17 protein-coding genes and 1 pseudogene are annotated in these 20501 nt (G+C 74.1%); 12 read left to right on the top strand and 6 right to left on the bottom strand.

Annotated features, from left to right (window positions below; all coding sequences use genetic code 11):
- Nucleotides 1–98: 98 nt before the first annotated feature.
- The 4 genes from AC07DU_RS01865 (at nucleotide 99) to AC07DU_RS01850 (ending at nucleotide 3688) form a co-directional block, all read left to right on the top strand.
- A complete protein-coding gene (locus tag AC07DU_RS01865) occupies nucleotides 99–1448 on the top strand; it encodes an MFS transporter (RefSeq protein WP_479109080.1) in 1350 nt (449 codons plus the stop codon).
- A 138-nt stretch (nucleotides 1449–1586) separates the two neighbouring features.
- Nucleotides 1587–2591: a dihydroxyacetone kinase subunit DhaK gene (gene dhaK, locus AC07DU_RS01860; protein WP_479109078.1), complete on the top strand. Its 1005-nt coding sequence runs from the start codon at nucleotides 1587–1589 to the stop codon at nucleotides 2589–2591.
- 51 nt (nucleotides 2592–2642) lie between these two features.
- A complete protein-coding gene (gene dhaL / locus AC07DU_RS01855) occupies nucleotides 2643–3272 on the top strand; it encodes a dihydroxyacetone kinase subunit DhaL (protein WP_479109076.1) in 630 nt (209 codons plus the stop codon).
- 23 nt (nucleotides 3273–3295) lie between these two features.
- Nucleotides 3296–3688, top strand: a complete 393-nt coding sequence (locus tag AC07DU_RS01850) for a PTS-dependent dihydroxyacetone kinase phosphotransferase subunit DhaM (RefSeq protein WP_453371166.1) — start codon at nucleotides 3296–3298, stop codon at nucleotides 3686–3688.
- A 45-nt stretch (nucleotides 3689–3733) separates the two neighbouring features.
- Here AC07DU_RS01850 and AC07DU_RS01845 read toward each other — a convergent pair whose 3' ends face one another.
- Nucleotides 3734–4120, bottom strand: coding sequence for an RNA-binding S4 domain-containing protein (locus AC07DU_RS01845; protein ID WP_360900280.1), 387 nt, complete (start codon nucleotides 4118–4120; stop codon nucleotides 3734–3736).
- Between the two features lie 135 nt (nucleotides 4121–4255).
- Here AC07DU_RS01845 and AC07DU_RS01840 point away from each other — a divergent pair, with 135 nt between their 5' ends.
- From AC07DU_RS01840 to AC07DU_RS01830, 3 genes are read left to right on the top strand one after another with little or no spacing between them, the layout of a single operon-like run.
- Nucleotides 4256–4651, top strand: a complete 396-nt coding sequence (locus AC07DU_RS01840; RefSeq protein ID WP_479038763.1) for a TOBE domain-containing protein — start codon at nucleotides 4256–4258, stop codon at nucleotides 4649–4651.
- A gap of 19 nt (nucleotides 4652–4670) precedes the next feature.
- Complete coding sequence (modA, locus tag AC07DU_RS01835; RefSeq protein ID WP_479109074.1) at nucleotides 4671–5462, top strand: molybdate ABC transporter substrate-binding protein; 792 nt, start codon at nucleotides 4671–4673, stop codon at nucleotides 5460–5462.
- A gap of 44 nt (nucleotides 5463–5506) precedes the next feature.
- Nucleotides 5507–7423, top strand: coding sequence for an ABC transporter permease (locus AC07DU_RS01830; RefSeq protein WP_479109072.1), 1917 nt, complete (start codon nucleotides 5507–5509; stop codon nucleotides 7421–7423).
- A gap of 315 nt (nucleotides 7424–7738) precedes the next feature.
- Here the strand turns inward: AC07DU_RS01830 and AC07DU_RS01825 are convergent, their stop codons facing one another.
- Nucleotides 7739–9820, bottom strand: a complete 2082-nt coding sequence (locus tag AC07DU_RS01825) for a SpoIIE family protein phosphatase (RefSeq protein WP_453371136.1) — start codon at nucleotides 9818–9820, stop codon at nucleotides 7739–7741.
- Between the two features lie 176 nt (nucleotides 9821–9996).
- On the opposite strand from AC07DU_RS01825, the gene AC07DU_RS01820 reads away from it, so the two are divergent.
- Nucleotides 9997–10863, top strand: coding sequence for a hypothetical protein (locus AC07DU_RS01820; RefSeq protein ID WP_479109069.1), 867 nt, complete (start codon nucleotides 9997–9999; stop codon nucleotides 10861–10863).
- Nucleotides 10864–10942: 79 nt separating this feature from the next.
- Nucleotides 10943–11410 carry a MarR family winged helix-turn-helix transcriptional regulator gene (locus tag AC07DU_RS01815; protein ID WP_479109067.1) on the top strand — a complete coding sequence of 156 codons (468 nt, stop codon included), beginning with the start codon at nucleotides 10943–10945 and terminating at the stop codon, nucleotides 11408–11410.
- 366 nt (nucleotides 11411–11776) lie between these two features.
- Here AC07DU_RS01815 and AC07DU_RS01810 read toward each other — a convergent pair.
- Nucleotides 11777–13051 (bottom strand): annotated as a pseudogene (locus AC07DU_RS01810) (DUF6777 domain-containing protein); the annotation flags it as partial.
- A 130-nt stretch (nucleotides 13052–13181) separates the two neighbouring features.
- Here AC07DU_RS01810 and AC07DU_RS01805 point away from each other — a divergent pair.
- Nucleotides 13182–14465, top strand: a complete 1284-nt coding sequence (locus AC07DU_RS01805; protein WP_479109065.1) for a streptophobe family protein — start codon at nucleotides 13182–13184, stop codon at nucleotides 14463–14465.
- Between the two features lie 54 nt (nucleotides 14466–14519).
- On the opposite strand, the gene AC07DU_RS01800 is transcribed toward AC07DU_RS01805, so the two are convergent.
- From AC07DU_RS01800 to AC07DU_RS01790, 3 genes are read right to left on the bottom strand one after another with little or no spacing between them, the layout of a single operon-like run.
- The gene (locus tag AC07DU_RS01800; RefSeq protein ID WP_479034691.1) at nucleotides 14520–15527 is read right to left on the bottom strand and encodes a serine/threonine-protein kinase; all 1008 of its coding nucleotides are present in this window, start codon (nucleotides 15525–15527) and stop codon (nucleotides 14520–14522) included.
- A complete protein-coding gene (locus tag AC07DU_RS01795) occupies nucleotides 15527–16228 on the bottom strand; it encodes a hypothetical protein (protein ID WP_360899286.1) in 702 nt (233 codons plus the stop codon). Before AC07DU_RS01795 ends, AC07DU_RS01800 begins: the two co-directional genes overlap by 1 nt.
- A 5-nt stretch (nucleotides 16229–16233) precedes the next feature.
- The gene (locus AC07DU_RS01790; RefSeq protein ID WP_479109063.1) at nucleotides 16234–18672 is read right to left on the bottom strand and encodes an FHA domain-containing protein; all 2439 of its coding nucleotides are present in this window, start codon (nucleotides 18670–18672) and stop codon (nucleotides 16234–16236) included.
- Between the two features lie 178 nt (nucleotides 18673–18850).
- Here AC07DU_RS01790 and AC07DU_RS01785 point away from each other — a divergent pair, with 178 nt between their 5' ends.
- Together AC07DU_RS01785 and AC07DU_RS01780 are read left to right on the top strand one after the other, a co-directional pair.
- A complete protein-coding gene (locus tag AC07DU_RS01785) occupies nucleotides 18851–19918 on the top strand; it encodes a cation diffusion facilitator family transporter (RefSeq protein ID WP_479109061.1) in 1068 nt (355 codons plus the stop codon).
- An 83-nt stretch (nucleotides 19919–20001) separates the two neighbouring features.
- Complete coding sequence (locus AC07DU_RS01780; protein ID WP_360899295.1) at nucleotides 20002–20481, top strand: NUDIX hydrolase; 480 nt, start codon at nucleotides 20002–20004, stop codon at nucleotides 20479–20481.
- The last annotated feature ends 20 nt before the right edge of the window (nucleotides 20482–20501 follow it).

The following is a 20501-nucleotide window of genomic DNA, read 5'->3' as shown; positions in this document are numbered from 1 at the left end:
GACAGCTCGGACAGCTCGGATCGAATAGGTGCACAGGTGCGCACATGTTGGCTAGCATGGCTCCCTGAGCGATCCGCCGACCGGGACGGGGGCCGCCCGTGCTGTCCGTACTGCGCAACGGCACCTACCGCCGTCTGTTCGCCGCCCAGGTCATCGCCCTGGTGGGCACCGGGCTCGCCACCGTGGCGCTGAGCCTGCTCGCCTACAACCTCGCGGGCGCCCGTGCCCCGGTGGTGCTCGGCACCGCGCTGGCGATCAAGATGATCGCCTACGTCGCCATCGGCCCCGTGATCGGAGCGCTCGCGGACCGGATCCCCCGCCGCGCCCTCATGGTGACGATGGACCTCACCCGCGCCGGGGTCGCGGCGGCCCTTCCCTTCGTCACCGAGATCTGGCAGATCCACGTCCTGATCTTCGCGCTCCAAGCGGCGTCGGCGGCCTTCACGCCCACCTTCCAGGCCACCGTGCCCGAGCTCCTGCCCGCCGAACGCGACTACACCCGGGCCCTGTCGATGGCCCGGCTCGCCTACGACATGGAGAGCCTGTTCAGTCCGGCACTGGCCGCCGCCCTGCTGACCCTGGTCTCCTACGACTGGCTGTTCGCGGGCACGACCGTCGGCTTCCTCGCGTCCGCCGCGCTCATCGTCGCCACCGTGCTGCCCCGGCCCGCCCCCGTCGAGCGGACCGGCGGCCTCTACGCCAAAGCCGCCTTCGGCACCCGCCTGTTCTGGGCCACCCCCCGGCTGCGGGCCCTGCTCGCCCTCGACCTGGCGGTGGCCGCCGCGGGAGCCATCGTCTTCGTCGACACCGTCACGCTCGTCCGCGACCACTTCGAGCGCCCGGCGGGCGCCGTCTCCCTCGCCCTCGGCGCGTACGGCGCCGGATCGATGCTGACCGCGCTCCTCCTGCCCCGCCTCCTGCGCCGCGCCACCGACCGCGCGGTGATGCTGTGCGCCGCTTTCGCCCTTCCGGTGGTCCTGGCCTGCGTCGCCGCACTGACCGCGACCGCCCCGGGCGCCCGGTCCTGGCCCGCGTTCCTGGCCGCCTGGGCCGCGATCGGCGCCGCCTGCTCGGCCGTGCTGACTCCGGCGGGCCGCGTGATCCGCCGCTCCACCGCCGACGCCGACCTGCCCGCCGCCTTCGCCGCGCAGTTCTCCCTCTCCCACAGCTGCTGGCTGCTCACCTACCCGCTGGCCGGCTGGCTCGCGGCGGGGGCGGGCATGCCGCTGACCTCGCTGGTCCTGGGCGCCGTCGCCCTCGGCGCCACCGCGGCCGCGGCCGTGATCTGGCCCGCGCGTGACCCGATCCGGCTCGAACACGTCCATCCGGACCTGCCGGCGGGCCACCCGCACCTCGCGGACGCCCGCCCCGCGACGGACGGCTGGCGGCACGGGCACCACTACGTCATCGACCGGCACCACCCCCGCTGGCCGCAGCGGGTCGGCTGAGCACAGGCGGCGCGCAGCGCCCCGGTGACACGCCCCGGGCGCGGGCGGCCGGCTCGTAGACTGACGGCGCGTCACCGAAGTCAGACCTGCGGAGACCGCGCCCCGCCCGTCACCTGTCAGCCTCGCCGGGAGATACGCATGAGGATGCTGATCAACAGTCCGCAGACCGTGGTCGCCGACGCCCTGCGGGGCATGGCCGCCGCCCATCCCGAGCTCGACGTCGACGTGGAGCGGCGGGTCGTCGTACGGCGCGGCGCGCGGGACGGCGGGCGGGTCGGGGTGGTGTCCGGGGGCGGGTCGGGCCACGAGCCGCTGCACGCCGGGTTCGTGGGGTACGGGATGCTGTCGGCCGCCTGTCCCGGCGAGGTGTTCACCTCGCCGGTGCCCGACCAGATGCTGCGGGCGGCCGCGGCGGTGGACGGCGGGCAGGGCGTGCTGTTCGTCGTCAAGAACTACACCGGGGACGTGCTGAACTTCGAGATGGCCGCCGAGCTCGCCGAGGAGGACGGCCTGCGGGTGGAGCGCGTCCTCGTCGACGACGACGTCGCGGTCACCGACAGCCTGTTCACCGCCGGACGGCGCGGCACCGGGGCCACCCTCTTCGTCGAGAAGATCGCCGGGGCGGCGGCCGAGGAGGGGGCTCCGCTGGAGCAGGTCGCGGCGACCGCCCGGCGGGTCAACGCGGCCTCACGGAGCTTCGGGGTGGCGCTGAGCGCCTGCACCACGCCCGCGAAGGGCAGCCCGACCTTCGAACTTCCCGAGGGCGAACTGGAGTTGGGCATCGGAATCCACGGCGAACCGGGCCGGGAGCGGCGCGCGATGATGTCGGCGCGGGAGGTCGCGGAGGTCGCGGTGGGCGCCGTACTGGAAGAGCTGGCGCACGTGGGTCCGGCCGACGGGCCGGTGCTGGCGCTGGTCAACGGGATGGGGGCGACGCCCCTGCTCGAACTGTACGGGTTCCACGCCGAGGTGGCGCGGATCCTGGGCGAGCGCGGAGTACCGGTTGCGCGGGCGCTGGTGGGGAACTACGTCACGTCGCTGGACATGGCAGGGTGTTCGGTGACGCTGTGCCGGGCCGACGAGGAGCTGCTGCGGCTGTGGGACGCGCCCGTCCGGACGGCGGCGCTGCGTTGGGGGTGCTGACCGTAGGGTGGTGGTGGGACGGCCAGAACCGATGCGAGGCGAGGAGATCCGGTGCGTGACGCAGAGTTTTTCCGGCGCTGGATGACCGCGGCCGCGGCCGCGGTGGAGCGCGAGGCGGACCATCTGACCGAGCTCGACTCCCCGATCGGGGACGCCGACCACGGGAGCAATCTGCTACGGGGTTTCACGGCGGTGCTCGCGGCCCTGGACGCCGAGGCTCCGGCAGCGCCGGGCGAGGTGCTCCAGCTGGCCGGCAGGACGCTGATCTCGACCGTCGGCGGCGCGTCGGGGCCGCTGTACGGGACGCTGCTGCGGCGCACCGGCAAGGCCCTCGGCGAGGCGTCCGAGGTTTCCGACGCGGAGCTGCGCGAGGCCCTGTACGCGGGCGTGGCCGCGGTGGCGCAGCTGGGCGGGGCGGCGCCGGGCGACAAGACGATGCTGGACGCGCTGGTGCCGGGCGTGGCCGCGCTGGGCACCTCGTACGGGGCGGCCGGGGACGCGGCGGAGCAGGGGGCTGTGGCTACGGCGCCGATGCAGGCGCGCAAGGGCCGGGCCAGTTACCTGGGCGAGCGGAGCATCGGGCACCAGGATCCGGGCGCGACCTCGTCGGCGCTGCTGCTACGGGCGCTCGCGGACGTGGCGGTGTCGGACGGGGCGCTCTCGGACGGGGGCGCGGCGTGACGGGCGCCGGGTCCGGCCCGGCCATGGTCGGCATCGTGCTGGTGTCGCACAGCGCCCAGGTCGCCCAGTCGGTGGCGGAGCTCGCACGGGGCCTGGCGGCCGGCGGGCCCCTCGCCCCGGTCGCCGCGGCGGGCGGGACGGCCGCCGGCGGGCTCGGCACGAGCGCGGAGCGGATCGTAGCGGCGGCCCGTGAGGTGGACGCGGGCGCCGGTGTCGCGCTGCTGGCGGACCTGGGCAGCTCCGTACTCACGGTGAAGGCCCTGCTGCTGGAGGAGGAACTGCCGCCCGGGTCCCAGCTGGTCGACGCCCCCTTCGTCGAGGGCGCGGTGGCGGCGGTGGTGGCCGCATCGGCCGGAGCCCCCCTGGCGGCGGTCGCCTCGGCCGCCGCCGAGGCCTACGCGTACCGGAAGGCCTGAGCCGCGGGGCCGGCGGGGAAGCGCACGGCGGCCCCGCCGCATCGGCTACGAACGTCCGCGCAGGGTCTCGATCTCGCGGCGCTCACGCTTCGTCGGTCGGCCCGCGCCCCGGTCGCGGATGCCGACCACGGCCGCCTCCACGGGGGTCGGCGGCGGCGGGCTGTTGTCGATCAGGCACTCCGCGGCGACCGGCGCGCCCACCCGCTTGGACACGGGCCGCTTGACGACCACGATCCGCTCCCGCCCGGCGTGGAAGAGCCGTACCTCGTCACCGGCGCGCACCGGCTGCGCCGGCTTGGCGCGTTCCCCGTTGACCTTCACGTGGCCCGCCCGGCAGGCCGTCGCCGCGGTCGAGCGGGTCTTCGTCAGACGCACGGACCAGATCCACGCGTCGACCCGCACCGTGCCCGTGTCCGCTACCTCATCAGCCATACCCCGACTCTAACCATCCGGGCGCGGCGCAAGGCAACGACTTTTTGGCGGATACGACAACACCCACCGCACCTACCAGGGTGATCCTCAGAACAAGATTGCACATGCGTCAGATCTGGCCCTACCGTGTCGCACATGCAGTCCTACACCATCGGACAGGCGGCGCGCCTGCTGGGCGTCAGCCCGGACACGGCGCGCCGCTGGGCCGACGCCGGCCGGGTCGCGACCCATCGCGACGAAGCCGGCCGGCGCCTGATCGACGGCCGCGACCTGGCGGCGTTCTCCTTGGAGGTCGGCCAGGGCGCCCAGGGCGAGGACGCGGAGCCGTACACCTCGGCGCGCAACGCCTTTCCCGGCATCGTCACGGCCGTCACGCTGGGTGACGTCGCCGCGCAGGTCGAGATCCAGGCAGGTCCCCACCGCCTGGTCTCCCTGCTCACCCGCGAGGCCGTCGAGGAGCTCGGGCTGGAGGTCGGCATGCGGGCCACCGCCCGCGTGAAATCCACCAGCGTCCACATCGACCGCACCTGAACCCGAGGACACCTGCCCCATGACCCCGAGCCCGATCCCCACCCCGGCCCGCCGCCGCGCCGCGACCGCCGCGCTGAGCGCCGCCCTGCTCGTGCCGCTGGCCGCCTGCGGCGACGGCGAAGCGAAGCCCGCCGCCGGGGCCCGGGGCGCGCACCTCACCGTCCTCGCCGCCTCCTCCCTCACTGATGCCTTCAAGGCCGCGGGCGCCGCGTACGAGAAGGCACACCCCGGTACGAGGATCACCTTCTCCTTCGCCGGTTCGCAGGAGCTCGCGGCCCAGGTCAAGCAAGGTGCACCGGCCGACGCGCTGGTCACCGCCGACACCAGGACCATGGACGGCCTGAGGGCCGAGACCGGCGACGCCACGGTCATCGCCAAGAACCGTCTGGTCATCGCCGCCGGCAAGGGCAACCCGTTCCGGATCGATGAGCTCGGCGACCTCGCCGACCCGGGGATCAAGGTGGTGCTCGCCGCCCCCGAGGTCCCGGTCGGCCGCTACGGCAGGCAGATCCTCGACGCCCAGAAGATCGAGGTGAAGCCGGTCTCCCAGGAGCCCAACGTCCGCGCCGTCCTCGCGAAGGTGGAGCTCGGTGAGGCCGACGCCGGTCTCGTCTACAAGACCGACTCCGCCAAGTCCGGTGACAAGGTCGCCACGGTGGAGATCCCGGACGCCCAGAACGCCGTGGCCTCCTACCCGGCCGCCGCGCTGAGGCAGTCCCGGCACGGCGAGGCCGCGGCCGCGTTCGTGGCCTGGCTGAGCGGGCCCGAAGCGCAGAAGATCCTCCAGGACGCGGGCTTCCAGAAGGCGTAGGCGCCCTCGACGTCCGCCACCACCGCCCCAGGCCAGGAACCCCCATGAGCAGACCCCGCACCCGCAACCGGCCCCCCGTGGCCCTGGCCCTGCCCGCCCTGCTCGCCGTCGCGTTCCTGCTGCTGCCGCTCATCGGCATCCTCGTGCGCACCCAGTGGGGCGAGTTCGGCTCCCACCTCGCGAGCCCCGGGGTGGTCCAGGCCCTGAAGCTCTCGCTCGTGGTCTCCCTGTGGGCCCTCGGCCTCTCCCTGCTGCTCGGCGTGCCGCTCGCCTGGCTGCTGGCACGCGTGGAGTTCAGGGGGAAGGCCCTGGTCCGCTCGCTCGTGCTGCTCCCGATGGTGCTGCCGCCGACCGTCGGCGGTGTCGCCCTGCTGCTCGGCTTCGGGCGGCGCGGGCTGCTCGGACCCTGGCTGGAGGGCACCTTCGGGATCACCCTGCCCTTCCACACCTCGGGCGCCGTGCTCGCGGCCACGTTCGTCGCCATGCCGTTCCTGGTCATCAGCCTGGAAGGCGCCATCGGCGGCCTCAAGCACAGCTACGAGGAGACCGCCGCCTCGCTGGGCGCCTCGCCGGTCCGCGTGTTCTTCACCGTCACCCTGCCCATGGTCGCCCCCGGCCTGATCGCGGGCGCCGCGCTCACCTGGGCCCGGGCGCTCGGCGAGTTCGGCGCGACCATCACCTTCGCCGGGAACCTGCCCGGCACCACCCAGACCCTGCCGCTCCAGGTGTACCTGCTGCTCCAGGACCAGCCCGAGGCCGCCACCTCCGTCTCCCTGCTGCTCCTCGCGATCGCCATGACCGTACTGATCGCCCTGCGCGGCCGCTGGACGGGCGCTCCGGCCGCCCGCGAGGCCCGGGGGCCGCAGGTCCCCGAGGACACGGACGCCCCGGCCGCCGAGACCCGGTCCACACCGCCGCAGGCCGGCTCCTGGCCCCTGCACGCCACGGTCACCGGCTTCAACCGGCTCACCCTCGACGCCGAACCGGGCACCACCATCGCCGTCGTCGGCGAGAACGGCTCCGGCAAGACGACTCTGCTGCGCGCGCTCCTCGGCCTGACCCCGCGGTCCCACGCCGACCTGCGGCTCGGCGACACCGACGTCACCACTCTGCCCCCGCACCAGCGGCAGGTGGCCTGGGTGCCGCAGGACGGCGCCCTGTTCCCGCACCTGAACGCCCTGGCCAACACCGCGTACGGGCTCCGCTCCCGCCGGGTACCGCGCGCCGAGGCCCGCCGGGAGGCGCAGTCCTGGCTGGACCGGCTCGGCGTCGGGCACCTCGCCCACCGCAAGCCGGCCCAGCTGTCCGGCGGCCAGGCCCAGCGCGTCGCCCTCGCCCGCGCGCTGGCCGCCCGGCCCCGCCTCCTCCTGCTCGACGAGCCGCTCGCGGCCCTCGACCAGACCACGCGCGCCCACGTCCGGCACACCCTGCGCACGCATCTGGCCGGCTTCGGCGGGGTCTGCCTGATCGTGACGCACGACCCGGTCGAGGCGGTGTCGCTGGCCGACCGGGTCCTCGTACTGGCCGACGGCGAGGCCCTCCAGGACGCGCCGCCCGCCGAGGTGACCCGGCACCCGCGCTCCCCCTGGGTGGCCCGCATGCTGGGACGCAACGCCTGGCCGGGCACCGCGTCGCCGGACGGGCTCGCGCTGGCGGGCGGCGGCCGCCTGGTGGTCGCCGAGGCGCTGCCCGAGGGGGCGCAGGCCTTGGCGATCATCGCCCCAGAAGCAGTATCGGTCCACCGCGACCGCCCGGGCGGCAGCCCCCGCAACGTCTGGCCGGGCACCGTACGCGAGATCACCGCGGTCGGCAGCCGCCTGCGCCTCCTGATCACCTCACCCGCCGCCCCCGACCTCGTAGCGGAAATCACCCCGACCGCCGCCGCCGAACTCGGCCTCACCGAAGCCACCGAGGTATGGACCAGCGTCAAGGCCACAGAAATCACGCTCGTACGCCTCTAGAGGCCGAAAAAGCCAGCGTCGTCGGGGCCGAATGTGTGCGCCACCCGGCCGGTGTCGGCGGGGACGGGTGTGTGCCGGGGTGTCCCCGCAGGGCGTCGAACGCACCACCGCCGCACCCCCCGACCCCCGAACCGTTCGGCGCCCGAGGAGACACCCCGGCGCGCGCCCGGCCCCGCCGGCACCGGCCCCCACCCCGCCCCCGCCGCATGCCCGCAAACCGCCCACCAGCCGCGCCCGGCCCGCCGACACCGGCCAGGTGGCCCCACACCGGCCCCGCCGCACGCCCGCAAACCGCACACCGCCCCGACCGGCCCCTCACCGCCCCGCCCCCACCTCCGCCTCCCCCACCGCCACGGCGAACTCGCACCACACGCACTTCCCCCCGCCCCGCGCCTCCACGCCCCACTCGTCCGCGAGCCGCTCCACCAGCAGCAGCCCCCGCCCCGAGACCGCCCAGTCCCCCGCCTCCCGCCGCCGCGGCAGCGCACTGCTCGCGTCCTCGACCTCGATCCGGATCCGCCCCTGCCCCGTGAGCCGCAGACTGACGTCGCCGCCGCTCTCCGTGTGCACCAGCGCGTTGGTCATCAGTTCATCGGCCGCGAGTTCGATCTCGTCGGCCCGGTCCGACGCCCCCCACGCGTCCGCCGCCGCCCGGATCAGGTGCCGCGCCAACGCCGGCGCCTCCGGGTCGCCGGGCTCCAGCCGCTGGCGCAGCGGGCCGCCGCCCCGCGCGAGGGGCGTACCGCGGCGGCGCAGGACGAGCAGGGCCATGTCGTCCCCGCCACCCGAGTCGCCGACCAGGTCGCACAGCACGTCGGCCAGCTCCTCCACGTCCGCCGGCCCGCTGCGGACCGCCGCCATGAGCTCCCGCATCCCGGTGTCCTGGTCCGCGCCGGGGCGTTCGATCAGGCCGTCCGTGCACAGCACCAGCGTGTCCCCGGGGTGCAGTTCGAGGCTGGTGACCGGGTAGCCGGAGCCGGTTCCGGACTGCTCGCGCGCCGGAAGACCGAGCGGCAGCCCGCCCGCCACCTGGATCCGGTGGCAGCTGCCGTCGCCGCGCCGCACGACCGGGTCGAGGTGACCGGCGCGGACCATCCTCAGCATCCCGGTGCTGAGGTCGACCTCGGCGTACGTGCACGTGGCGAACCGTTCCGTCTCCAGTTCGCGCAGGAAGGCCGAGGCCCGGGCCATCGCCGCACCGGGGGTGTGCCCCTCGACGATGTACGCGCGCATCACGATGCGCAGCTGCCCCATGACGGCGGCCGCGTCGGTGTCGTGCCCCTCCACGTCTCCGATCATCACCCCCACCCGGCCCTCGCCGAGCGGGATCACGTCGTACCAGTCGCCGCCGATGTCCCGCCCCATCCGGGCGGAGCGGTACCGTACGGCGATCCGCGCGCCCGGCACCTCCGGGATCCGGCGGGGCAGCATGGCCCGCTGGAGCCCTTCGGCCAGGTCGTGCTCCTGCTCGAAGAGGATGGCCCGCTGGAGGCTCTGCGCGATGCCGCTGCCGAGCGCCATCAGCACATTGCGCTCCTCGGCGGTGAAATCGCCGTCCCGGCGGTAGAGCAGCCCGAGTGCCCCGACGGGCCGTCCCTGGGCGATCAGAGGCAGGTACACCCCGCTGCGTACCTCCAGCGGCTCGATGTACGGCCACAGCTGCGGGTAGCGCGTCTGGAAATCCTGGCGCGAGGCGATGAAGACCGGCTGCATGGTGCGCACGGCCTCGCTCATGGGGAACTGCGCGTCGATCCGCGTGTACTCGATCTCGGGCACGTACGAGCCGAGCTGGCCCTCCGCGACCAGGTGGATGCGTCCGCCGTCGACGACGCCCAGCATCACGCTGACCGCACCGAGGTGCCCGAGGGCCTCCGGGTCCTTGAGGACGTCGGTCACGTCGTTGACGGTGCGGGCGTGGGCGAGGATGGCGGTGGTCCGCTCGACGACGCCGGTCATGCGCCGCCGGCCCTCGGCGTGTTCCCCGTCGGCACCGGGGTCGTCGGCGTCGTGGGCGGCGTCGCGCAGGATCCCGATGACGCGGTACGGCCGCCCGTCCGGTTCCCGCAGGATGTGGCCCTGGATGTGGGTCCAGGCCGAGGACCCGTCCCGGCGGCGGCTGCGCACGTAGGCCCCGTAGTGGCTGCGGCCGTCCTTGATCGCCTGCGCGACGCGGGCGTCGAGCCGGGCCTCCTCGGCGGGGGCGAGGCGGGGCCGGAGCCCGGCGAGGGTTCCGTCGTACTCGTCCGGGCGCAGGTCGAGGACCTCGAGCGCGGTGGGATCCAGATGCATCCGCCCGCTGTCGAGGTCCCAGTCGAAGGTGCCCATGCGGTTGAGCGCAAGGCTCGTATCCGGCCGGGCGGGCCAGTCGACCTCGGGGCTGCTTCCCCTACGGGCCATGCAGCCAGGGTCTCACTCTCCCTGGCCGGTGTCCCCGTGGGGCCACGAGAGAGGTGGGGCGGGCCCCACCCCCACGGGGGCGGCGGACCCCAGTGACCGGGTGGGCCCCGGTACGCGAGGGTGGCCGGAAGGCCGCCGGCGGCCGCCACACGCCCGCTCGAACCGGAGGTACCCCTTTGCGCTCTCCCGCAGCACCGTCGCGCTCCGCAGGTATCCGCGGCCGGGCGCTCGCCGTGCTCGCCGCCCTCGCGGCGGCCCTCCTCGCCGCCTTCCTCCTCGCCCCGCGCACGCTGGCGGCCGCGGGCGGCTCCGGCGACGGCATCGTCGACCGGCGCAGCCTCGTCGAGGCCTTCCGCGAGGCGTTCGCCGCGTACGGGATGTCCCGCGAACGGGACTTCTCCCCGGGCGTGGAGAGGGTGGTCGACTACTGGTTCCGCTACCACGTGGCCAAGGCCATGATCGCTGCGGTCCTGCTGGTCGTGCTCGTCGCACTCGGCGTTCTTCTCTGGAAGGCGTTCCTGACGGCCGGCCCGCTGAGGACGGGAGCAAGGACCGCCCTCGCGTCGGCCGGTGGGCTCGTCACGGCGCTCGCGCTGTTCTCGCTGGCGGTCGTGATGGCCAACGTCCAGGGCGCCGTGGCGCCGTTCTCCTCGCTGTTGCCGCTGCTGGAGGTCGGCGCGGCCGAGGGAGCGCTCGGCGACACGCTCGGTCAGCTCCGGCGGCAACTGGCCGACTCCCTGCACGGCGGTGACCTGACCTCGCCCGCCCTTGAGGTGATGGTCAGCGACTTCGCGCGCTACCACGCGGCGATGGCGGTGATCGCCGGGGTCGTCGCGGTCACCCTCGTCGGCGCGAGCGTGGTGCTGTGGAGGAGGCGGGCGCGGGCGGCCTCGTCCGACAGGCGAACGAGGCGCCTGCTGGGGGCGCTCGGGGTCGTCTCGGCCCTGTCGTCGCTGGCCGTGCTCGTCGTCGCGGTGGCCAACACCACCACCGCCGTGGACCCGGCGCCCGCCCTCGCGGCCTTCTTCGACGGCGGCTGGTGACGCCGCCCCCCCAGATGCTCAACATCTCCTTGACTCCTCAAGCATCTTCTCGGATACTTGAGGAGTCAAGGAGGTAGCAATGAGTGATGCGCTGGACGTATGCCTGCACTTGGTGAAGGCGGAGACCACCCTGGTGAGGCGGTTCGACAACCGCCTCGGGGCGTTGTTCGGGGTGAGCCTGGCCGATTTTCTGACCCTGCTGCACTTGGGGCGGGCCGAAGGCGGGCGGATGCGGCGGGTGGATCTCGCCGAGGCGCTCGGGATGACAGCGTCGGGCGTGACGCGGGGGCTGGCGCCGTTGGAGCGGATCGGCCTCGTGGTGCGGGAGGCGGACGCCCGCGACGCCCGCGTGGCGTACGCCGCGTTGACGGACGCCGGGCGCGAGCGCCTGGGCGAGCTGCTGAAGGCGGCCGAGCAGGTGGCTGCGGAGACCTTCGCCGCCCCGCAGTGGGCTCCGCAGGAGGTGGACTCGTTGGGCGCTCTGCTCACACGACTGGGCGGGACGGGCCTGCCCCAGGACCACAGCCGCGCCCAGGACACCCTTTAGCTCCTAGGCCGTCTCTTCCGGATCTTGGCGGGCCCGCAAGATCCGGAAGAGCCGACCTAGCTCCGGCTAGGACTGGGCCGGCGGAGTCGGCGAAGGCTCCTGGGGCTGGGGAGCCGGCGTGGTCGGCGGGGGCGGCGGCTGCTGGGGGCCGGTGACCGTGAAGCTCGGTTCCGGCGCGGCCGAGGTCCGCGGAGCCGGGGGCTCCGGCGCCGCCGGGCTCTGCGTCGTCGGAGGCGGCGCGGACTGCGGCTCGGGCTCCTGCTTCGCTGAGACCGACGGCGACGGCGTGGGCGACGGCGGCGTCGACGTCGGGGCCAGCGTCGGCAGGCAGGAGGCGTTCGGCGTGTCCGTCGGAGGGCACAGGCTCGGGGACGCGGGCGACTTCGACGGGGACTCCGAGCCCGACTTCGCCGATGCGGACGGCGACAGGGACGGCTGGCAGGAGGCGTTCGGCGTGTCCGTCGGAGGGCACGCACTCGGGGTCCCGGGGGACTCGGACGCCGACTTCGAGGGAGACTGCGAGGGGGACTCCGACGAGGACTTCGACGGAGACTGCGAGGGGGACTCCGACGGAGACTGCGACCGGGACTCCGACGCCGTGGGCGAGGACGGTGACACGGACGGGGTCGGCGACGTCGGCGTGATCCACGGGGTCGGCGTCGGCGGCGGCGGCACCGGCCTGTCGTGCTTGCCCGAGTGGTCGTGCCGGTCGCGCTCGTACCAGCGCCGGTCCTGGTGGTCGTAGATCACGAACTTCTTCACGACCGTCACCGACGGAGCGATGACCACCACCTGCGACGGCCGGTACGAGTTCCACACCTGCCCGTAGCGCTTCGGGTTGGCCTGGAGCGCCACCGGCGGACCGAGCGGGTTCCCGCACGCGCAGCGCACCCGGGGCACGCCCCGGTCGTCCACCATCACGGCCGTCCCGGCCTGGAGCACGGCCTGATAGCCGGTGGCCTGGCCGTCGCGGTAGCCGTGGTTCGTCACCCGGGTGTCCGTCCGCAGCTGCACCGGGGTGAGCGAGCGGACGTAGCCGGGGACGGCCGCCGGCTGGATGCCTTGGGCGGAGGCGAAGGCGGCGTTCCTGGCAGGATCCGCCGACAGTGCCTTCACCTGCTTCTCGACGTCACAGCTGGCGGTGGACCTGGTGCCCCCGTACACGCCCGGCGCGGCGCCGCTGACGCTCCTCGTGGCCGTCGTGGTCCCAGCGGTGGCCGTGGCGGCCGTGTCGCCGCTGGAGGGCGGGGGGCTCTCCGGCAGCGGTGCGGCCTCCTTCGCGGCGGTGGACTCGGTGAACGGGTCCGGGCCCGATGCGGAGACCGGCTGGAGGAACACCTCGCGGCCCGCGTTGTCGGGGGTACCGCCGGGCCGGGTCAGCACGAGGGCCAGGGCCACGGCGGCCGCCACCGCGACGAGCGCGGTGGCGAGCCGGGGTACGGATCGCCACCAGGGTCCCTTGGCGGGGCCTCCCCCGCCGCCGGCGTCTCCCGGCCCACCGGGCGTTCCACCGCCCGGCCCGCCGGGCGGCGCCGGGGGTGGCGGCGGTGGCGGCCCCTGCTGCCCGCCCGAGAGCGGGCCGGAGGGCGGCCCCGTGGGGCGCTCTGATGACGGCACCTGGCCGGAAGGTTGCGTGGTCACGGGCTCTTCTTCCCATGAGGAGTGAGTTCCCTGGGGACCATTGTGTGCGCCGTCCGGGTGGTACCCGCAAGCCGAGGGCGTGTGCCCCGTCCGGGTGGTGTCCGGGGGCTGCGGGTGTCACGGTGGCAGGATGAGCCAGACGCCGAGATCGACAGGGCCGGGGGGCTTCGTGAGGGCATGGCGGGACGCCCTCGTCGCGGTCATCGTGGGGTTCGCGGTGATGACGGCCGTCGCCGCGGCCGGGCTGGCGTGCGCCGGAGCGGACGATCTGCCGGGCGGCGCCTTCCCCCACGTCGTCGCCGCGGTCGTGGTGATGGCGGCCGGCGGCTCCGTCGAGGTGTCGGGCGGGGCCGGATTCCTCGGGGGAGCGGACGCCGGCCTGTCAGTGCTCCCGCTCTCGGTGAGCCTGGCCGGCGCCCTCACGGCCGGCTACTGCTTCCTGCGCCCGCTGCACAACCGGGCGGTGGCCCGCCCCCGCGAACTCCTCGGCCGGGCCGTGCCCTTGGCCCTGCTGTGGCTGCTCGCACTCACCGGCGCCGCGCTCTTCGCCCGGCAGACCTTCGGGATCTCCACCGGCGATTCCCCCTTGGGGGAGATCGCCGAACTCCTCGACTCCGCACCGACCGTGGGATTCCGGGCCGACCTGCCGGTCACGCTCCTCTTCGGACTGCTCTGGATCCTGGGCCTGTTGCTCATCGCCCTGCTGGTCTCGCGCCGCGCGCCGCTCCCGGCCCGGCTGGTCCGCTTCCACGCGGCGCTGCGCCCGGCCGCCTTCGCCACCGTCGTACTGCTCCTCGCGTACGTCGTCATCGGCGTCGGTGTCGGCCTGGTGGTGGCCGCGACCCAGGGCCACACCGCGCGGACCCTGGCCGTGATCCTGCTGGGTGCGCCCAACCTCGCCTGGCTGGCGCTCACCCTGGGCTTCGGCGGGGCCTGGGAGGGCAAGGTCGAGGGGCCCTTCGGGTTGCCGATGCCGCAGTTGCTGGACCAGGTCCTGCGCGGGCCCGACCTGTCCTCGGTCGACGTGGCCTCGCTCGCGGAGCGGGACTCCCGGGCGTGGTGGCTGGTGGCGGTGGCCGCCGTCCTACTGCTCGGTACGGGCGTCCTGGCGGCCGTACGGTCCCCCGCCCACGTCCGCCCCTGGCAGCACGCGCTGCACCTGGGCGTGGCCCTGGCCCTCGCCACCCTGGCCGTCTGTCTGCTGGCGCGGATCCAGGCCCAGTTCGGCCTCTCCCTCCTGGGCCTCGGCGAGGGGGACGGCCTCGGCGGCAAGGTGGAGCTGCTCCCGGTCCTGTGGCGTACGGTCGGCCTCGCCCTCCTCTGGGGCGCGGTGGCGGGCTTCCTGGGCGCCTTCCTCGCGCGCCCCCTGCACCGTCGCGGCCGTGTCGACGAGCCCGCCGCGACACGGGCGTAGACCGCGACACAGGCGTAGACCTGGAGCGGTGACCGCCTATCCCGGGCCCGGGGGCTATCCCGGGCCCGCGGGCCCGCGGAACACGGGCAGCGCCCACCGCGGTACGGGAGGCGGCGCGGGGGGCACCGTCCCGCCCCCGGACCCACCGGAGCCCGATGCCCCGGCCCCCGTAGAGGACCTCTTGCGCCGGGCGCTCGCCCCCGCCCGCCGCAGCGCCCCGGTGAACTCCAGGCAGGTGCTCCAGCGGTCCTCCGGGGACTTGGCCAGGGCCTTCGCCAGTACGTCGTCCACCGCCGCGGGCAGCCCCTCCCGTCGGGAGGTCAGCGGCGGCGGGACGGCGTACTGGTGGGCCCACAGCAGGGCCATGTCGTCGTCCCGCTCGAACGGCGGGCCGCCGGCGAGGGTCTCGTAGACGACGCACCCGAGGCTGTAGACGTCGCACCGGCCGTCCACCGGCTTCCCCGAGATCTGCTCCGGCGCCACGTAGTCCAGGGTTCCGACGAACTCCCCCACGCTCGTGAACCCGGTCAGCGACAGCGACTTCTTCGTCAGTCCGAAGTCCGTGAGGTACACGTGCTCCGGATGGTCGGCGTCCGTGCCCTCGGCGACCAGGATGTTGCCCGGCTTCACGTCGCGGTGCACCAGGTCGTGGTCGTGGGCCGCGTCCAGCGCCGAGGCCACCTGGCCGGCGATCCGCGCGGCCGTGTCGACCGGCAGCGGACCCGTCCGGTCCAGCATCGCCCGCAGGTCCTGCCCGGCGACGTACCGCATGGCGATGTAGAGGAGCCCGTCGGTCTCCCCCGCCTCGAACACGGGCACGATGTGCGGGTGGTCGATGGCCGCGGCCACCTTCGACTCGTGGGCGAACCGCTTCCTGAAGGTGTCGTTCCGGGCCAGCTCGGGGGCCAGCAGTTTCAGTGCCACCGTCCGGTCGAGCCGCAGGTCCCGCGCCCGGTAGACGACCGCCATGCCGCCGCGTCCGATCTCGCTCTCCACCAGGTACCCGGCGATCTGCTTCCCGCGCAGGTCGGAGGGGCGGCCGCGGACCGGTTCCTCACTCATCACGCGCCTCCCGCGTCACGCGTGTCCACGATCCGGGTGGGGTCGTGCGGCGAGGGCCGGTCGGGCGGTCCGCCGGGGGGCGCGCCGTGCCCGGCCCCGGCCGGGCCGGCCGGTGGTGCACCCCGCTGTACGTCGGCCCCCACGCCGGGAGCCGTCGGCGGCGGTGACGGGGGCCCGGGCGCGACCCCGGGCCCGGTGGCGACCGCGTACGTCGCCAGGCGGGTCCCGTCGCCGTACAGCCATCGTCCCGCCGCCTCGTCGTAGAGCCACACCGACTCCCCGTCGACCACGATGCCGACCCGCACCCCCCGTACGGAGCGCCGGAAGACCTCGCTGGTCACCCTCCCCGAGGCGAACTCCTCGAAGGCCCGCCGGTAGCCGTCCAGGACTTCGGCGCTGCGCGCGAGCAGCGGCCTCGGGTCGTCGGCACGCTCCGGTGGCCGCCCTCCGGTGGTGGGCGGCGGTTGCGGTACGGCGACCAGCAGCCTCCCGTCCACCCAGGCGGACCAGCCGTTGGAGCACAGGACCTCCCCCCACTCGCCCTGCCGGGTCAGCAGCCGGACGGGCAGGAAGGGGTCCAGCGGGGTGGTGGGCCGGGAGACGTCCGGCGACTCCCACGCGGGAAGTCCGTCCTGCGGCACGACGTGGGTGGGCCGGAAGCCCGCGGCCCCGCCCCCCGGATCGCCCATCGGGCTGCTCATGAGGCCTACTTCCTCATGATGGCCGGCTCGTGGCGGCGCAGCAGCCGCGAGACCAGCACACCGAAGAGCACGGACAGGGCCACCAGGCAGGCCATGCAGAGCAGCCACACCCCCTTCTCGTGGGCGAAGAGCGGGTCCTGGGTGAGCTTGCCGGGGACGATCGCGCCGAGGTCGATCGTGCCGGCCATCGCGCCCATCGCCCACCTGGCCGGTTCGAACCACGCCAGCTGCTCGATGACGGGGACGCCGGTGATCTTCAAAAGGGTGCCGCAGAAGACGACCTGGACGATGGCGAGGAGGACCAGCAGCGGCATGGTGACCTCCTCCTTGCGCACCACGGCGGAGATCAGCAGGCCGAGCATCATGGCGCAGAAGGACAGCAGGGCCACGGCGAGGGTGATCTCGATCAGCGGAGGCATGAAGATGCCCTTGCCGTCCGGGGCGTTGAGTTTCACCCCGACGAGGGCGACGAGGGTCAGCGCCGCGGCCTGGCCGACCGTGATCGTGCCGAGCACCACCACCTTCGACATCAGGTAGGCGGAGCGGGACAGTCCGACAGCGCGTTCCCGCTGGTAGATCACGCGCTCCTTGATGAGTTCGCGGACCGCGTTGGCGGCGCCGGTGAGCACGCCGCCGATGCACAGGATGAGCAGCGCGTTCAGCGCCGTCTCGGCGGTGAGGGTCCTCCCGGCGAGAGCGCGGGCCATGGCCCCCATCATGAACGGCAAGGCGATCATGATGACGATGAAGGTGCGGTCGGCGCTGAGCACGGCGGCGTACCGGCGGACCAGGGAGGACAGCTGGGAGCCCCAGCTCTGCGCCTTCGGCGGTGGCAGGGGCGCGGCCCCGCCGGAACGTCCGGCTTCACCGGCTGTCCCGGCGAGCTGGGGCTGACGGGCGGCGACGTCGATGTGGCGGCGGTGGACGGGCGAGGCGCGGTACTGCCCCGCCCAGTCCCGGTCCCGCTGGTCCTCGAACGCCTCGAACGCCTCTGGCCACTCCTCGAACCCGAAGAAGCCGAGGGCCTCCTGGGGCGGTCCGAAGTACGCGATGCGCCCGCCCGGTGCGAGGACCAGCAGCAGGTCGCACACGTCCAGGCTGAGGACGCTGTGGGTGACGACGATGACGGTGCGGCCGTCGTCGGCGAGGCCGCGCAGCATGTGCATGACGGAGCGGTCCATGCCGGGGTCGAGGCCGGAGGTGGGTTCGTCGAGGAAGAGCAGCGAGGGTTTGGTGAGCAGTTCCAGGGCGACCGAGACGCGTTTGCGCTGGCCGCCGGAGAGGCTGTGGATGGGCTGGTCGGCGCGCTGCTGGAGGCCGAGTTCGCCGATCACCTCGTCCACGCGGGCCCGGCGTTCGGCCTTGGCGGTGTCCTGCGGGAAGCGCAGCTCGGCGGCGTAGGTGAGGGCGCGGCGAACGGTGAGCTGGGCGTGCAGGATGTCGTCCTGCGGGACGAGCCCGATGCGGCTGCGCAGTTCCGCGTAGTCGCGGTAGAGGTCGCGTCCGTCGTAGAGGACGGTGCCCTGGTCGGCGGGGCGCAGACCGGTGAGCGCGCCGAGCAGGGTGGACTTGCCGGCGCCGCTGGGGCCGACGACGGCGAGCAGGCATTTGGCGCCGACGGGAAAGGAGACGTGGTCGAGGAGGGTTTTGCGACCGCGGTCGACGGCGACGGTCAGGTCCTGGACGTCGAGGGAGACCTCGCCCGTGTCCACGTACTCCTGGAGCTGGTCGCCGACGAGGCAGAAGGCCGAGTGGCCGATGCCGACGATGTCGCCCTCGATGAGGAACGCGGACCGCTCCACCCGGGAGCCGTTGAGGTAGGTGCCGTTGTGGCTGCCGAGGTCGGCGATCTCGTACGTGCCGTCGGCCAGGGCGCGCAGTTCGGCATGGCGGCGGGAGACGGTCAGGTCGTCGATGACGAGGTCGTTGTCGGGGGCGCGGCCGATGCGGACGACGGTACGGGCGGGCAGCGGACGCACGGTCGTCGGCTGGCGGAAGGTGCCGGTCGCCGCCGGGTTCGAGACCCGGGAGGGCCGGCCGGCCGGCGGCGCGGGGGCGGAGGCCGGCGCGGACGCGGCTGCGGACGCGGCGGCAGACGCGGCGGCGGACGCGGCGGCGGGGTCGCCCGCCGGGACCAGGACGGCGCGCGGGCCGTCGTCCAGGCTGCCGAAGCGCAGTTCGCTGCCGACCCCGACGCTCCACTCCTGGACGCGGTGGCCGTCGGCGTAGGTGCCGTTGGTGCTGCCCTCGTCCGCGACCGTCCAGTGGTCGCCCTCGGAGCGCAGTACGGCGTGGTGCCAGGAGACGCGGGCGTCGTCGAGGCAGATCTCGCAGAGGGGGTCCCTGCCCACGTGATAGGTCCGGCCGGGGCTCATCGGAGTGGAGCCCAGGTCGGTCTGCAGGACTAGCTCGGGCGCGGTCGGCACACCGGGGCGCTGGACCATGAGCAAATTTTCCCACGAACCCGCCGCCCCGGCATCGGCCGGACATCGTCGCAGGTCAGAGGCCTCTTATGGGGAATGACAACGGTCCCCGTTGCAGCCTTTGCCGATCGCGTCCGGGTGCGCTTCACTTCACGCGACGGAACCGAACACACGGGTGACGCGACGAGACGGGGGCGCCATGACCGGGCAGGACCACACGCGCGACGACCACGATCACGACCACGGGCCGGGCCGAGGGCGAGGCCACGGGCACGGGCACGGACACGGGCACGACGCCGCGCACGGGGGTCACAGCCACGGGGTGTCCGCCGACCCCGACCGGCGCTGGCTGGCGATCGCGCTCGGCCTGATCGGCTCGTTCATGGCCGTCGAGGTGTTCATCGGCGTCATGGCCCACTCGCTGGCCCTGATCTCCGACGCGGCCCACATGCTCACCGACGCCGTCTCGATCGTCCTCGCGCTGATCGCGATGCGGCTGGCCGCCCGCCCCGCCCGCGGCGGCTACACCTACGGCCTCAAGCGCGCGGAGATACTCTCCGCCCAGGCCAACGGCCTCACGCTGCTCCTGCTGGCGCTCTGGCTGGCGTACGAGGCGGTGCGGCGGGTGATCGACCCGCCGCCGGTCGAGGGCGGGCTCGTCCTCGTCACGGCGCTCGCGGGCATCGCCGTCAACGTGGCCGCGGCCTGGTGCATCTCCCGGGCGAACCGGTCCTCGCTCGCCGTCGAGGGCGCCTACCAGCACATCCTGAACGACCTGTTCGCCTTCATCGGGACCGCCGTCGCCGGTCTGATCGTGCTCACCACAGGATTCCGGCAGGCCGACGCGATCGCCACGCTCGTGGTGGTGGTGCTGATGGTCAAGGCAGGCTACGGCCTGGTCCGCGAGTCCGGCCGGATCTTCCTGGAGGCCGCCCCGGCCCATGTGGACCCGGACGCGGTCGGTGACCTCCTCGTCAGGCAGCCGCCCGTCACCGAGGTGCACGACCTGCACATCTGGACCATCACCTCCGGGCAGGCGGCGCTGTCCGCGCACGTGCTCGTGGAGCCGGCGGGCGACTGTCACGCCGTACGCCGGGATCTGGAGCGGCTCCTGGCCGAGGACTACGGGATCACGCACACCACGCTCCAGGTGGACCACGAGCAGGATTCCCTCCTCACGGTCGGCCGGGCGGGCGAGGACCCGTACGACTCCCACTGCGCGGACGCGCACGGGCCGGTCCACCGGCACGGCCCGCACGACCACTGACACCGGTCGCCGGTCACCGGTCACAGGACCCCGGCCGCCGCCCCGGTCATTGGCGCGCGTCCGCACGGGGCATGCATGCACCCATGACGCACAAGCGCAGTGCCGGACTGCTCCTCTTCCGGCGGACCGGGCGGGAACCGGACACCGGTGTCGAGGTCCTGCTCGGCCACATGGGCGGCCCGCTCTGGGCCGGGCGGGAGGCCGGCGGCTGGGCCATCCCGAAGGGCGAGTACGGGCCGGACGAGACGCCACGGGACGCGGCGCGCCGGGAGTTCACCGAGGAGATCGGGCTGCCGCCGCCGGAGGGCGAGTACCTGCCGCTGGGCGAGGTACGGCTGACCAGCGGCAAGCTGGTGACGATCTGGGCGGTGGAGGCGGACCTCGACCCCGCGCTGATGGTGCCCGGGACCTTCACCATGGAGTGGCCGCCGCGCTCCGGAAACGTACAGGAGTTCCCGGAGCTGGACCGGGTCGCCTGGTTCGCTCCCCCACTGGCCGCAAGCATGCTGATTCCCTCTCAAGTTCCCTTTCTAGAACGCCTGTTGGAACTACTGAAGGGTTAGCGGAACGCACGCTTGCCAAC

The organism is Streptomyces sp. NPDC045695 (genome assembly GCF_056432025.1).
The sequence above is the reverse complement of the archived record's forward strand: the minus strand, read 5'-3'. Positions and strand labels throughout refer to the sequence as shown.